Origin of the sequence: Kribbella pittospori, from assembly GCF_004331465.1 — a bacterium.
In the GTDB taxonomy this organism is placed as follows: Bacteria; Actinomycetota; Actinomycetes; order Propionibacteriales; family Kribbellaceae; genus Kribbella; species Kribbella pittospori.
This window is the reverse complement of record NZ_SJKB01000003.1, coordinates 97402-111156: the sequence shown is the minus strand read 5'-3', so window position 1 is coordinate 111156 and position 13755 is coordinate 97402. Positions and strand designations below refer to the sequence as shown.

Here is a 13755-nt window from a genome sequence, read left to right as displayed (position 1 = left end):
ACGGCTGCCCGTACCGAGCCCTTCGGACCACCCCCTAGACCAAAGTCGGGGGGTCAACCCAACTATTTCCTGCTGTCCTTGGGGTCCTCGTCATCGGCGTCCCGCAGTTCCTCGGGCAGCTCGTCCTCGTCATCGGCTTCGCGCAGTTCTTCCGGGAGCTCGTCGTCGTCCGCGTCCCGCAGTTCCTCCGGCAGTTCGTCCTCGTCGAACTCCTCCGGGAGGATCTCCTCGGCCTCAGCCACCGACTCGGGCTTGATCGCGTTCCGAAGCCGCCCAAGGATCCGATCCGCCTCGGTGCCGAACGGGTTGTCGTTGATCAGATACGTCCACGTCGCCGTGGGCCGCGGCACCCCGGACGCCGCCTCGTCCAGCCCCTCGGACGTGATCTCAGCCGTCTTGAACGTCTCCGCCGCGTCCGTCCACGAGTCAGCGATCAGCGTGTCGAACGACGCGATCGCCGACTTGTTGAACTCGTCGATCGGTTTCAGATGCACGATGCCGCCGGCCAGCGACCGTAGGTGGATACCCTCGCGCAGGTCAGCCAGGTACGCCAGGTGGTCGGTCCAGCGCCGGTCCAGGTGATGCAGCGCGATCCGCCGGGCCGCGTCCTTGACCGTGTCCTCGCCGACTTCTTCGACCAGTTCGTCGTACCGCTCCTTGGCCTTCTCGGCCAGCTCGGTGGCGGCGAGGTCCTCGGTCAGCACCTTCTCGCGGGTGTCGAGCAGGATGGCGCGCTGTTGACCGGTGAGCCGGTGGTACGACCAGGTGGTCCGGTGGAGCTCCGCGTTGGCGCCGTCGGCGACGCGCTGCGCGTGCTCGAGAACGCCGAGCGACTTGCGGTCCGTGAGCCGGCCGGTGTCGTCGGGATGCGGTCGCAGGCCGGACGAAACGGAGTACCGGGTGACGAGCTCGTCGGCGAGGCTGGCGAAGAACAGCGATCCGCCCGGGTCACCCTGACGGCCGGCGCGACCGCGCAGCTGGTCGTCAAGTCGTCGCGACGCGTGCAGGCCGGTGCCGATGACATACAAGCCACCGAGCTCGATGGCCTTGTCCTTGTCGTGCGACTCGTCCCGGCCACCAAGCCGGATGTCGGTTCCGCGACCCGCCATCTGCGTGGAAACGGTGACTGTCCCGGGTACGCCGGCCTCGGCGATGATCGCCGCTTCCTCCGCGTCGTTCTTCGCGTTCAGCACGACGTGCGGGATCTCCGCGGCCTCGAGCCGGTCGCTCAGCTGCTCGGACTCCTCGACACTGTGCGTGCCGATCAGGATCGGGCGCCCGGCCTCGTGCACCTCGGCAATGTGCTCGACCAGCGCCACGTTCTTCTGCTCGACCGTCAGGTACAAACGGTCCGGGTCGTCGATCCGGATGTTCGGCTTGTTCGGCGGTACGACGGCCACGTCGACCTCGTAGAACTCCTGCAGCGACTCCCCGACGACAACCGCCGTACCGGTCATGCCGCACAGAGTCTTGTAGCCCTTGATCAGCGCCTGCACGGTGATGCTGTCGAGCACCTCACCGGAGTCGCTGACCGGCACGGCCTCCTTGGCCTCGACCGCGGCCTGCAGACCGTCGGGCCAGCGCTGCAGCTTGGCGATCCGGCCGCGGTTGTTGTTGATCAGGCTGACCTTGCCGTCGCGGACCAGGTAGTCGACGTCCTTGCGCAGCAGCACCTCGGCGTGCAGCGCGACGTTGATCTGGGTCAAACGGTCGAGGTTGTCGTCCTCGTAGAGGTTGATGCCCTCGAGCGCCGCCTCGACCTTGTCGGTGCCCTTGTCCGTCAGCGCGACCGTCCGGCCGTCGCCGTCGATCTCGTAGTCGACCCCAGCACGCAGCGTCCGGACCAGCTGGACGACGTCCTCGTCGAGCTCCTCGGTCCGGGTCGCACCGGCCAGCACCAGCGGCACCCGGGCCTCGTCGATGAGCACCGAGTCGGCCTCGTCCACGAGCGCCACATCCAGCTCCGCCGTGACCCGGTCGGCGACGTCGGTGACGAGCCGGTCCCGCAGTACGTCGAACCCGACCTCGCTCACCGGGACGTAGCAGACCTCCGCCTCGTACGCCGTACGCCGTTCGTCCGGCGTTGACGCCTGGCCGATGTGCGACACGCTGACCCCGAGCAGCTCGTACACCGGGCCCATCCACTCGGCGTCGCGGCGGGCCAGGTAGTCGTTCACCGCGAGGATCTGGACCTTGCGGCCGCCGACCGCGTAGCCGGCAGCCGCGATCGCGCCGGCCAGCGTCTTGCCCTCACCGGTGGCCATCTCCACCACGCGGCCCTGCAGCATCGCCAGCGCACCGACGACCTGGCCGTCGAACGCCCGCTCGCCGATCGCCCGGTTGCCCGCGTCCCGGGCCAGCGCGAGGAACTCGATCTGCTCGTCCTCGTGCAGGCCGCCCGTCGTCCGCAGTTCGCCGACCGCCTCGGTGAGCTCCTCGTCGGTCAGAGCGAGGACGGACTCCTCCGCCTCACCGACCAGCTGGGTGAGGCGCTCGTACGGGCCGAGATCGATCGAACCGGGGCGCTGCAGCAGCCGGCGGAAGCGTGACGCGATTTTCAGTGCCATGATGACCGCAACGTACAGCGTCGCGCCGACGTTCCGTAGCACACCCCCGCGTGTCAGCTCCCGGCGCCGTCAGCTACCTGGTTCCCACTCGTACGGCGTGGTGGTCGTGACGCCGTACAGCCCCAGCTTCTGCAGGATGGGGCGGGAGTCCTCGGACGCGTCCACCCGGAGGAATTCGTACCCGCGCTCCTTCGCCAGCCGGGCCCGGTGCACGAGGACCGCGCTGTACAGCCCTTGCCGCCGCCACTCCGGCAGCGTCCCGCCGCCCCAGAGGCTGGCGAACCCGGTCCCCGGATGGAACCGGACCCATGCCGCGGTCAGCGCCGGTCCGTCGGGTCCCTTCAGCGCGTCCTCGACCAGGAACACCGACAGCCGGTCCGGGAACATCCGCCCCTCGGCGGCCAGCCGCTCCTCGATCCGCTCCAGCCCGTTGTGCCACAGCGTGTCCATCAGTACTGCGATCCGGTGGTAGTCGCCCGGGCCGTCGGCCTCCCGCAACCGCACCTTCGACGGCAACGCGGACGGCCGCTGCAGGACCCGGTCCACCTCGCCGAGGATGAGCGTCTCCGGCTCCCCCTTGACGAACCCTGCCCGCGCCAGCCGGTCACCGAGGTCGGCCGGCTCGTCGTACGCGTACGTCTTCCACTCGAACGGCAGCCCGCGGTCGCGGAAGAACTCCAACTGGCCGGCGATGACCGCGTCCGGGTCGTCACCCAGACCGCGCGGCGTCTCGACGAACCCTGCGCCGTCCGGCCCCTCGACGTACGAGCGATGCACGAGGCCGTCGTGTTCCTGCTTCCAGCCGGGGATCGTGTCCGCGTCCGGCAGCCGGATCCGGCGGTGGAACACGTCGAGCAACTCGTCAGGGGTCATCTGCACATCGTGCCCGATCGACTACCTGAAATCACCGGATTTGAAGCCAACCAGTTGGCCACTGGTCTCGTCCAAGTAAGTGTCCTCAAAAGGGGGGAACATCATGAACATCCACGGCATCACTCGCAAGACGATCCTCGCCGCCGTCGCCTGCATGGCGATCCCCGCGGCCGCGGTCGCCGCACCGGCCCTCATCGGCTCCACTTCCGCCCCCCGCACCACCTCGACCGCAACCGTCGCCGCCGCGTCCTGCCCGACCGGCTGGGGCTCGTTGCCCGAGGCAAACAGCCGGATGACGCAGGCTCCTGTCACCGCCGTCCGCACCGGCCGGCACGCCTGCTACGACCGGCTCGTCGTCGACATCCGCGGTCGCGTGCCCGGGTACGACGTCCGCTACGTGCCGAACGTCTTCACCGACGGCGCCGGCCACCTCGTCCCATTGCGCGGTGGGGCGAAACTGCAACTCGTCGTCCGCGCACCGTCGTACGACGCGGCCGGGCGATCGACGTACAACCCGGCCAAGCCGCGCGAGTTGTCCACGGTGACGGGCTACAGCACCTTCCGCCAGGTGGCGCTCGCCGGCAGCTTCGAGGGCCAGACCACGATCGGCGTCGGCGTTCGCGCCAGGCTCCCGTTCCGGGTCTTCACGCTGACCGGTCCGGGGTCGAACACCCGCCTCGTGCTCGACGTGGCCCACCACTGGTAAGCCCCCACCCAGCGGTCGCCCGGATCCTCCTCCGGGCGACCGCGCTGTGGTTTGCTACAGCACTCGGTTGAGCAGGTCGTAGAAGGAATTGGCCAGGACCAGCTCATAGGGATCGGTGAGCAACGGTCCGAGCTCGGCCATGTCGGACGGCGTCCACGACCAGGCGCCGATCAGACCCGAGACGAACAACGGGCTCGCACCGTCCCAGTTCGCGATCCGCTGGTCGAGCGCGGCCTTGAACTCGGCCGCCTTGCCCGGCGCGCCCCAGGCGTTGGTGATCGGCAGACCACCCTGCCGAACCACCAGCGGGTCGCCGTCCCAGGTCTGCATGATCCCCTTGACCGGCGTGTACTTCGCGAACCCCTCGGCGATCTCCTTGGACAGCAGGATCCACTTGTTGTCCTGCCGGCTGCTGTACGAGTACACCTGGTCGAGGCCGGTACGACGCATGAAGCCGCCGGTCATCTGCAGGTACTGCGTCAGTTCCTCGGGCTTCCACGAGCCGGGGTAGGCGTAGCCGCCGCCGGACGGACCGCAGACGAGCAGGTCGTTGGCCGTCGCCGTCCGCTGGAAGTAGCTGTACAGTCCCGGACCGGTCTCGGCGAGCAGCGGGCTGATGGTCCAGTTGGTCGGCACCTGACCGCGCTTCGGGTCGTCCCAGATGTCGCGCAGCCGGCGCTGGCAGTACTGGATGTTGTCGCCCTCGCCGAAGGTCAGGGTCACGTAGACCTTGTTCTTCGGCGTGGTGATTCGCCGTACCGGCCGGACCTTGTCGGAGATCGGTGCCGTGAACCCGGAGTGCACAGTCCCGTTCATGTAGAAGTCGGCCGCGACCACCGGCGAACCACCCTGCGAGGCGAGATCGACCCCGTCCCACTCACCGGCCACATCGTTGGCGAACCAACCCATGTACGGCGCGAGCGTGGGCCACTTGGCGAAGTGCTCGATCAGCAATTCCCCCGTCTCCCCGGACGGCGGCAGCCAGCTCACCATCGCCTTGGTCGCCACCACATAGTCGCGGAAGTACGGGAAGGCCTCGATCCGCGTGGGAGCGGTGTCGGTGGCGGTGACCAGGTACTGGTTCCACATGGTCACGGTGACGACGAGGGACGTCGTACCGGCCGGTGGTTCGAACCGGTAGATGAAGTAGCCGCCGCCGTCGCTGAAGCGGTTGGCGTCCCCACCGATCGACGAGTTGACGCCGTCGAACAGGTACGGCTCTTCTTCCGGCGTACCGGGCAGGAAGTGCGCGATCTGGGTGCCGTTCGCCTTCACCGTGACCTCGGAGACCGAGGGTCCCCAGCCGTCGTCGGTGAACGAGTCCTGGAACCGGACGAACACGGCCTCCTGGCCGAGCTTGGCCGAGACGTCGAGGTCGTAGTTGCCCTTGTTCGACGAGTCCCGGATCTGCTCGGTCTCCCGCGCGATCTCCTGCCACTGCACGTTCTCCACCGCGACCACCCGGGTCGGCGGCAGTCCGGCGAGCAGCTTCTTGGTGACCCGCGGGAACAGGTTGTCGAGCTGCCACCGGTACGTCGTCAACCGGTTGTCGTCGAACATCCCGCGCAGATCCTTCACGATCCGCAGCCCGTGCGCCTTGGCCTGGTCCGCGTCGGCGACGACGGCATTCTCCAAGCCGGCCAGGGTTGTGGCGACGTTCAGCGAGTCGGGTACGGCGGGGTCGTGCACGATCGCACCCCGGACGCGGCTCCGGTACTTGGCGACCAGGTCCAGCGGGTTCTTGTACAGCTTCGTGGGCAAGTGCATGTCGGCCAGCCACTTGGCGTCCGGCGTGCTCATGGTGCCCGTGTCGTAAAGGAAGTACAGCTCGGGCTCGGTACGGTTGACGACGCCTTGCAACGTTGTCAGCAATGTCTGATCTCCACCGCTGAGTTTGCTGACGTCGCCGTAATCCAGGTGTTTCGGGCGGCTGAACACCGGCAGCAGCCGAGCGGGGCTGCCGGACGTCGATGAAACCGCAGCCTGTGCGTTGGAAGCGAGGGCCGGAACCATCCCGAACCCACCCGCCGTCACCGCACCGCTGCCCGCCAGGAACGTTCGTCTCGACACCATCGTGACCACTCCCTGTCGTTGACATCGATGTCAAATCAGCCGGGACAGTAGCAACCCGACGACACCGTGTACAGAGCTCACTACAACGTTGACCCAAGAATCTGGAATCGTTTCCGAGACTGGTCTGTCCCACGCGGCTACGCAGCCACTCCTCGTCGCTCCGCTCCTCGTCGCACCCGCTACGCCCGCTCCCACCCACCCCCGGCTCATCGCCGGTACTTCCTTGCCGGCTACCGCCGGCCTTCTTGCGTGCTTATCGCCCGCACCCTGCGGGCTGCCGCCCGTGTGCTGGGTAGGCGCGCGTGTGCGGCGCGGTTCCTGCGACCGCGCCCAACACCTACGAGTCAGGTTTCCGGCGTGGTGGGGATGGTGCCGGCTTCTACTGCTGCGGCTAGGCGGTTGTGGTCTCGGGTGTTGATGTCGGCGTAGGTGAGGGCGAAGTCGGCGATGGCCTCGTCGAAGACTTCGGATTTGCCGAGGTAGCCGGCGATGGCGATTTCGTCGCCTCCTCGGCCGTGGGCGCGGGCGAGGGTCCAGCCGCACATTCCGCCGTACACGCCGAGGCCGCCGGGGGTGAGCTTGGACGGGTCGATCGAGCCCTTCATGTCCCACAGTTGGCGTATGTAGTAGTCGAAGCCGCGCGGTCCGGTCGTCCAGCCCAGGAAGATGTCGGGAAGGGACTGCAGGAGCCGTTGTCCGGCGACCACGCGCCGGCCGTGGTGCGGGAACTCGCTGGCGCCGACGTACGGCTCGAGGACGCTGGCTTCGGCTTGCTTGACCTGCAGGAACAGCACGTCATGGGCGCCCTTGCCGCGGAGCAGCACGACGTAGCAACGGGTGCCGACGCTGCCGACGCCGACCACCTTGCGCGCCACGTCGACGATCTCGAACTGGTCGAAGAGCGCTCGGCGACTGTCGGCGAGAGTGTGCCGGTACTTGTCGACGGCCTCGCGAATGCCGGCGGCGACTCGGTCAGCGTCTGCCGCGGTGAGCAGTTGGCGGACCGGGACGAGTAGCGGCGGATGGCTGGCGAGGCGTACGTCGGTGCCGCCATGTACGCAGAGCTTGGCGAACGCGCGCAGGTTGTCGTGCGACTTCGCCTTGGCGAACACCTTCTGCAGCCTGGCGGGGGTCAACTTCGGCGCCGTGGTCCCGAACTCCGTTTCGAGGCGGCCGATGATGTCGATCAACTGCGCCGACGACAGGTGCAGGTACCACAGGTCGAGGGTGGCCAACTCGGCGAACGTGACCATGGCTTCGCGGTACTCCCGAACCGTGTCGCGAGCCGCTTGGCGCTGCTGCTCCACCGTGAAGCCGTTCTGCCGGGCAGCGACGGCGACGCTGGTGGCGAGGCGCTTCACGTCCCATTCCCACGGGCCGGGAAGAGTCTCGTCGAAGTCGTTCACATCGAAGACGAGGTCGCGCTCCGGCGTTCCGAACAAGCCGAAGTTGACCAGGTGGGCGTCACCACACACTTGGACGGTGATGCCGCTGCTCGGCGTACCGGCCAGGTCGTTCGCCATGATCGCCGGACCGCCGCGGAAGAAGGCGAACGGCGAGGCCAGCATCCTGCCGTAACGCACCGGAACCAGGTCCGGATCCCGGGTCGCCGCCTGGGCTTGAAGAATGTCGAGCGGGTCAGGTCGATCAGGTGCCGGTTCCCACTGGGCGTGCGCACGACGCGACACCCGCCGGCGAGCGTCCTTGCCGTACGCCTTCCGCTCCTGAACTCCGGGAACTGCGGCACCCAGGGTGCCCAGCCCACCCCCACCCATAACTCCAGACTGCCACACCCACCGCCACCACGGCAGTGCAGCAATCCGGTCCAGACCCGCTCGGCACGTACCCACCTCCCCCGGCTACCAGGGTAGCGATCACTCCGCTGGTGTGGGGGTTTTGCGGTGGGTGGCGTTGAAGCGGGCTTTCTTCTGGCGGTTTCCGCAGGTGTTCATGTCGCACCATCTGCGGGTGCGGCTTTGGCTGGTGTCGAAGAAGGCGGCTTGGCAGGTTGGCGACGCACACAGGGCCAGTTTTCCGTCTCGTTCGCCGGCGATGATGCTGATCGCGTCGGCGGCGATCACGCTGAGGGCATCTTCCACACTGGAAGCCGAGCTCAGCTGCCATTGCCGCTGACCGTCGGGCGCGAGGATCGCCGCGGCCCGACCCTGAACGCTGCAGTCATTGATGACTCGGACAGCATTTGCAGGCAGAGCGTCCTGGATCGCGGCCGCTGTTGCGGCGGCGTGAATCGACTCCCTCAGTTCCCGAGCGAGGTCGAGCTGGGCAGTGGTGCAGGAGTCCACGGCGAGGCCGTATACCGCCAGCCAGTCGACGAGTCGCTGCGGCGTGGGAATGCGCTCCACAGGGTTGCCACGACGCTCCGACAGGGTCCCCGTGAAGCTGGTCGCCAGCACGGTACCGAGGCGGAAGTCAGGGAACTCAGCTCGCATGGAACCACCTTAGCCGGTTGCACGTCGGCGTACAGGCGTGTTAGAACCATCTTAGACGGTTCGCATTCGTTCGTAGCCAGTTCCACGACGACCAGGAGGTCTCATGCCCCGTCTGACCAGCGACGTACAAGCCTTTGAAACCCACGCACCTGACGCTGACCTTGACGATCTGCGCGCGCGATTGGCCGCGGCGCGACTACCGGAGGCGGAGACGGTCTATCGCGCCGCGCCCGACCCTCGCCGATGGGATCAGGGCGTTCCTCTCGCCGATCTCGTCGATGTCGTGAACTACTGGCGCACCGGGTACGACTGGCGGTCGTTCGACGCGCGCCTCAACCGGATCGGCCAGTTCCGTACGACGATTGACGATCTGGGAATCCACTTCCTGCACCGCCGATCCGCGCGCGCGGATGCCACTCCGCTGATCTTGACGCACGGCTGGCCAGGCAGCATTGCCGAGTTCGTCGATGTCGTCGACGAGCTGGCAGATCCGAAAGATGCAGACGCGCCGGCATTCCACGTCGTGGTCCCGTCGCTGCCGGGCTTTGGCTACAGCGACAAACCGGCCACCACCGGGTGGGGAACCGAAAAGATCGCGGCCGCCTGGGTGGAATTGATGGGAAGGCTCGGCTACAGCAAGTTCGCGGCCCACGGCGGCGACTGGGGAGGCGTGATCACCACGGTCCTCGCCGGCAGGTTCCCGGAGCACGTTCTCGGCATCCACACCGTCCTGGCGCAGGCACCGCCTGGGCTGACAACGGACGGGCTGACGGCCCTCGAGCGCAAGTGGACCGAGGAGACCCGCGATTTCTGGCGCCACCGCGCGGCGTACGCGAAGCAGCAGGCGACCCGACCCCAGACCATCGGCTACTCGCTCGTCGACTCACCGGTCGGGCTTCTCGCCTGGATCCTCGACAAGTTCGCCGAGTGGTCAGACACCGAAGACAGCCCGTTCGAGCGGATTTCCAGAGACCGCATTCTCGACGACGTCACCCTGTATTGGCTGACGCGCACCGGCGCATCGGCGGCCCGCATCTACTACGAAAGCCACAACTCGCTCGACCCTGAACTTCGGGTCGACGTCCCGACAGCCATCAGCATGTATCCCCGCGACATCGAGAAATGCCCGCGCGCCTGGGCCCGGGAGCGCTACCGCCAGCTCGTCCGCTGGAGGACCCCCGAAACCGGAGGCCATTTCCCGTCACTGGAGGTCCCCGAGTATTTCGTCAAAGACCTACAAGACGGCCTCGCGGCAGTGCTGGCCCGCTAGCCTGGAGCGTCGGTGATGCGATACCCGGAAACAAAGTGCCACCAGGCGACGACAAGTTTCCGGAAAGCCGTCCAGCTGTATCCGGGCATGAGGTCCGGGCCGGTGACCGGAGGCGGGCGGCAGCAAGCATGGGGCTGGACGCACCCGCTTACCACGCTCGGTGGAGGATTTCGGTGGCTTCGGCTTGGCTGAGGCCGGCTCGGTGGGCGGCTCGGGCGAAGACGGTGGCGGCGGCGCGGGTTTCTTCGTCGTCGACTCGGCTGCGGGAGGCGAGGACGAAGGTCCCGTTCCGCCCACGGGTCTCGACCAGGCGGTCGGCCTCGAGTTCCTTGTACGCCCGCGCCACCGTATTCACCGCCAACCCAAGATCCCCCGCCAGCTGCCGGACCGTAGGCAACCTCGTCCCCTGCGCCAGTTGACCAGCCCGGATCAGCCCGTCGATCTGGTCCTTCACCTGTTCGTACGGCGGTTTGGCCGCGCCTGGGTCGACCGAGATGATCATCCGACGACCCGGTGCACTCGTCGTAGGCCGCGGCGGCTGGCGGCTACCGTCCACATCACACATAAGAGCCCCACGGCCCCCACGGACAGCGGTTCGGCAAAGGCGACCAGCCACAACACGTCCATCTGCATCTCCCTCGAGTCTTTGTATCAAACGTATTGATACAAAGACTCGAGGTCAAGCGAAGTCCGCTGCGGTGTAAGGCCTCTGCTCCACCAGGACCAGCCAGTTGCCGGAGTTGTCGCGCAGAACGGCCTCCACGCCGTACGGGCGGTCGGACGGCTCCTGGATGTACTCGACGCCCTTGGCGACCAGGTCGGCGAAGGTCTTGTGGCAGTCGTCCGTGGCCATGCCGAACCCGTGCATGGAGCCCTTGGCCATGATCCGGCGGATCGAGTCCGCGGACTCGGAGTCCATCGGCGGCCCGGGCAGCATCAGCGCCAGCTCGAGCTCGGGGTGGTCGGCCTGGTGCACCGTGCACCAGCGGAAGTCCTCGCTGAGCGTGATGTCGTCGCCCACCACGAACCCGAGCTTGTCGGTGTAGAACGCCTTCGCCTCGTCGATGTCGTTGACATAGACCGTGACCAAACTGACGTTGGTGATCACTGTTCCTCCTCATCGTTGGTACGACGGTAGGCCCCGGCAGCCTCGGGGTGCTTCTCCGGAATTGCGGAGTTCAGCCCGAGCATGAACACGAAGCAGCCCGGGATCCGCGCGCCCGTCTGGGTCCACTGGTACTGCGTCGGCGTCATCCCGACCAGCTCGGTGAACCGCTGCGAGAACGACCCCAGGCTGCTGTACCCGACCATGCCGCACACCTCGGTCACCGTCAGGTTGGTCGCCCGCAACAGATCGGTGGCCCGCTCGATCCGCCGGCGGGTGACGTACTGCATCGGCGTCTCGCCGTACTCGGCCGCGAAACACCGCAGGAAGTGGTACTTCGACACCCCTGCAGCGGCCGCCAGCCCAGCAAGGTCGAGCGGCTCGGCATAGTTGCGATCGGCAACATCCCGGGCACGGCGCAGGTGCGCCAGCAGCTCCACCGGTACGACGGGCCGCATCGCTCCCCCTTCTTTCGGTGTGGACCGAAGGTTTGGAGACTACCGGCCGATTCGTGAAGCTGGCTCGTATGAGAGTCGGACAAGGCGGGACCGGACCTGGGCCACACACCCCGGACGGCAGTGCAATCGAACTCTACGAGGTCACACCGGCACACGGTGAGGACGAGTTGATCAACGCCGCGATCGAACCTGGCAGCAGCATCCTCGAGCTCGGCTGCGGTACCGGGCGGATCACCCGGCCGCTGCTCACCCTCGGGCATCAGGTGGTCGCGGTCGACGAATCACCGGACATGGTCGCGCGCGTCACCGAGACCGAGACGATCTGCTCGACGATCGGCGACCTCCGGCTGGACCGCCGCTTCGACGTCGTCCTGATGATGTCGTATTTGATCAACGTCGCCGACGACGAGGAACGCCTGCGCCTGCTGCGCACCTGCGCCCACCACGTCCGCCCGGGCGGCGCCGTCCTGCTCCAGCAGCAGGTCCCCGGGATGCTCCGCGGTCCCACCGTGATGGTGAACGACCACCGCCGGCTGGTCGTCTCCGACGTCGAGGAGCTCCCCGGCAACCGCCAGGCGGCGACGCTGACCCACACGATCGGCGATCGCTCGTGGTCGCAGCGGATCCTGACCCAGAACCTCAGCGACGACCAACTGTCAGCCCAGCTGATCGAAGCTGGGCTGACACTGGCCGACTACCTGACCCCCGACAAGACCTGGGTCCGAGCGCAACCGATCTGACCGCGGCAACCTGACAGAACCGTGCGGACCCTGTTGGGTATGGCCATGACTTCGAGCCGGCGGGGCAAGCCACCCGTTGCCGCGCGCGACGACGATCTGTGGGACGCGCTGCGTCGTGCGGAGCCGGAGGCGCTCGGTGAGCTGTTCAGCCGCTACGCCAACGTCGTGCACGCCTTTGCGGTCCGGCACACGGGCTCGTACGCCTCCGCGGATGACGCCGTACAGGCCACGTTCGTCACCGCGTGGCGCCTGTTCACCCGGTCCGATCCTGGTCCGTTGCAGTACGACAGCGCTCGACCGTGGCTGCTCGCGATCGCACGCAACGAACTGCGGAACACCACCCGGGCCCGTCGACGGCTGACGCAGTTCCTCAGCCGGCAGGCGGCGCCGCTGCACCAGCCGGACCACGCGGAGGCGGTCGCAGCCCGGGTGGACTCGGAGAAGCACATCCAGACTGTTCGGGCAGCGCTGGCTGCCCTCCCGCCCCACGAACGCGAGACGATCGAACTCGTCTATTGGGCAGAGCTTTCCGTGGCCGAGGCTGCCACCGTACTGGGCGTGGCGGAGGGGACCGTCAAGGCGCGTCTCTCCCGCGCCCGTCATCGCATGCCCGCTCTGCTGGAGGAGCACCGATGAACCTTCTGACACCGCCTCCGGTCGAGAAGCTCGACCCCGAGTACGCCGACCAGCTTCGGCGCGAGCTGGTCCGCAAGGTCCGCAAGCGGCAGCGCCCGGCCTGGGTACCGGTGCTCGCGGCGGCCTGCGGGATGGCGGTCATCACCATCGCGGTCGTTCTGCTGAGCCGGCCCGGCGACGACTCCGGCGCACCAGCCGCGAACACATCTGCGACGACACCCTCGCCGACGGTCGTGCAGGTCCCGCCCGCGAAGTCGGCCCGTGTCTCCCTCGACCTCGGCCAGGCGTCAGCAAGCGAGGCGAGAGCGGCAGCTCGGAATTGCCTGGCCGACATGAGCCCGCGTGACAACGGCAACGCCCCGGCGACGTCGGCGGACGCCGACTCAGCGACCGTGCGCCAGGCCCGATGGATCAAGACGATGGCAGGGTCCGGCGCTCCGAGGATCCTGATGCAGACCTTCACGACCGCGAAGGGCTACTGGTTCCAGTGCCTGGGGGATGAACTGGTGCGGTCCCGCCCGAACGGAGACTCACCGGGCGGCCTCAACGTGGCCGACCCAGTCCTCGGGGACTGGAGGCTCCAGCAAGGCACCGAGGCAGGCAGCCCACTGCTGCTCGCCGAGTACTCCTTCGTGACCCTGCCGAGCGTCGTCCGGATGGAGCTGCGGATCCGGTGGACCGGCGGCGCGTCGCCTTGGTACGGCGTGACGTTCTCGGACGGGGCCGGGTACATCGCGGCCTCGCAACCCGGTGCGGTCGCGAAGCGGGGCGAGATGGAGATTGACGTCCGTGCCTTCGACACCGCGGGCAAGCAGGTCTTCAGCGACGTCGAGTACGGCTGACGGCAGGCGCCGGCCGGACCATCGGGGGGTCCGGC

At 67.6% G+C, this 13755-nt stretch carries 13 protein-coding genes; 5 read left to right on the top strand and 8 right to left on the bottom strand.

Going from position 1 to position 13755, the window contains the following annotated elements; all coding sequences use genetic code 11:
- Window positions 1-62: 62 nt before the first annotated feature.
- Complete coding sequence (secA2, locus tag E0H73_RS10905) at window positions 63-2567, bottom strand: accessory Sec system translocase SecA2 (protein WP_131353559.1); 2505 nt, start codon at window positions 2565-2567, stop codon at window positions 63-65.
- 69 nt (window positions 2568-2636) lie between these two features.
- Complete coding sequence (locus tag E0H73_RS10900) at window positions 2637-3440, bottom strand: GNAT family N-acetyltransferase (RefSeq protein WP_131353558.1); 804 nt, start codon at window positions 3438-3440, stop codon at window positions 2637-2639.
- A gap of 103 nt (window positions 3441-3543) precedes the next feature.
- Between E0H73_RS10900 and E0H73_RS10895 the strand changes: the two genes are divergently transcribed.
- Window positions 3544-4146, top strand: coding sequence for an AMIN-like domain-containing (lipo)protein (locus E0H73_RS10895; protein ID WP_202867318.1), 603 nt, complete (start codon window positions 3544-3546; stop codon window positions 4144-4146).
- Between the two features lie 54 nt (window positions 4147-4200).
- On the opposite strand, the gene E0H73_RS10890 is transcribed toward E0H73_RS10895, so the two are convergent.
- The 3 genes from E0H73_RS10890 to E0H73_RS10880 form a co-directional block, all read right to left on the bottom strand.
- Complete coding sequence (locus tag E0H73_RS10890; protein WP_131353556.1) at window positions 4201-6219, bottom strand: GxGYxYP domain-containing protein; 2019 nt, start codon at window positions 6217-6219, stop codon at window positions 4201-4203.
- A 344-nt stretch (window positions 6220-6563) separates the two neighbouring features.
- The gene (locus E0H73_RS10885) at window positions 6564-7994 is read right to left on the bottom strand and encodes a DUF2252 domain-containing protein (protein ID WP_131353554.1); all 1431 of its coding nucleotides are present in this window, start codon (window positions 7992-7994) and stop codon (window positions 6564-6566) included.
- A 99-nt stretch (window positions 7995-8093) separates the two neighbouring features.
- Entirely contained in the window at window positions 8094-8669 is a 576-nt protein-coding gene (locus E0H73_RS10880; protein ID WP_131353552.1) for a CGNR zinc finger domain-containing protein, read from the bottom strand.
- A 103-nt stretch (window positions 8670-8772) separates the two neighbouring features.
- On the opposite strand from E0H73_RS10880, the gene E0H73_RS10875 reads away from it, so the two are divergent.
- A complete protein-coding gene (locus E0H73_RS10875; protein WP_131353550.1) occupies window positions 8773-9939 on the top strand; it encodes an epoxide hydrolase family protein in 1167 nt (388 codons plus the stop codon).
- A gap of 148 nt (window positions 9940-10087) precedes the next feature.
- Here the strand turns inward: E0H73_RS10875 and E0H73_RS10870 are convergent, their stop codons facing one another.
- The 3 genes from E0H73_RS10870 to E0H73_RS10860 form a co-directional block, all read right to left on the bottom strand.
- On the bottom strand, window positions 10088-10441 hold the full coding sequence (locus tag E0H73_RS10870; RefSeq protein ID WP_131353548.1) for a GntR family transcriptional regulator: 354 nt from the start codon (window positions 10439-10441) through the stop codon (window positions 10088-10090).
- A 177-nt stretch (window positions 10442-10618) separates the two neighbouring features.
- Window positions 10619-11047: a VOC family protein gene (locus tag E0H73_RS10865; RefSeq protein WP_131353546.1), complete on the bottom strand. Its 429-nt coding sequence runs from the start codon at window positions 11045-11047 to the stop codon at window positions 10619-10621.
- Window positions 11044-11502 (bottom strand): helix-turn-helix transcriptional regulator, encoded by a 459-nt coding sequence (locus E0H73_RS10860; RefSeq protein WP_131353544.1) that lies wholly within the window; start codon window positions 11500-11502, stop codon window positions 11044-11046. The genes E0H73_RS10865 and E0H73_RS10860 overlap by 4 nt, the downstream gene beginning before the upstream one ends.
- 68 nt (window positions 11503-11570) lie before the next feature.
- On the opposite strand from E0H73_RS10860, the gene E0H73_RS10855 reads away from it, so the two are divergent.
- The 3 genes from E0H73_RS10855 to E0H73_RS10845 are packed head-to-tail and all read left to right on the top strand — an operon-like array spanning window position 11571 to window position 13720.
- Window positions 11571-12242: a class I SAM-dependent methyltransferase gene (locus tag E0H73_RS10855; RefSeq protein ID WP_131353542.1), complete on the top strand. Its 672-nt coding sequence runs from the start codon at window positions 11571-11573 to the stop codon at window positions 12240-12242.
- A gap of 39 nt (window positions 12243-12281) precedes the next feature.
- Window positions 12282-12878 carry an RNA polymerase sigma factor gene (locus E0H73_RS10850; RefSeq protein WP_238163935.1) on the top strand — a complete coding sequence of 199 codons (597 nt, stop codon included), beginning with the start codon at window positions 12282-12284 and terminating at the stop codon, window positions 12876-12878.
- Window positions 12875-13720: a hypothetical protein gene (locus tag E0H73_RS10845; RefSeq protein ID WP_131353540.1), complete on the top strand. Its 846-nt coding sequence runs from the start codon at window positions 12875-12877 to the stop codon at window positions 13718-13720. Before E0H73_RS10850 ends, E0H73_RS10845 begins: the two co-directional genes overlap by 4 nt.
- Window positions 13721-13755: the final 35 nt, after the last annotated feature.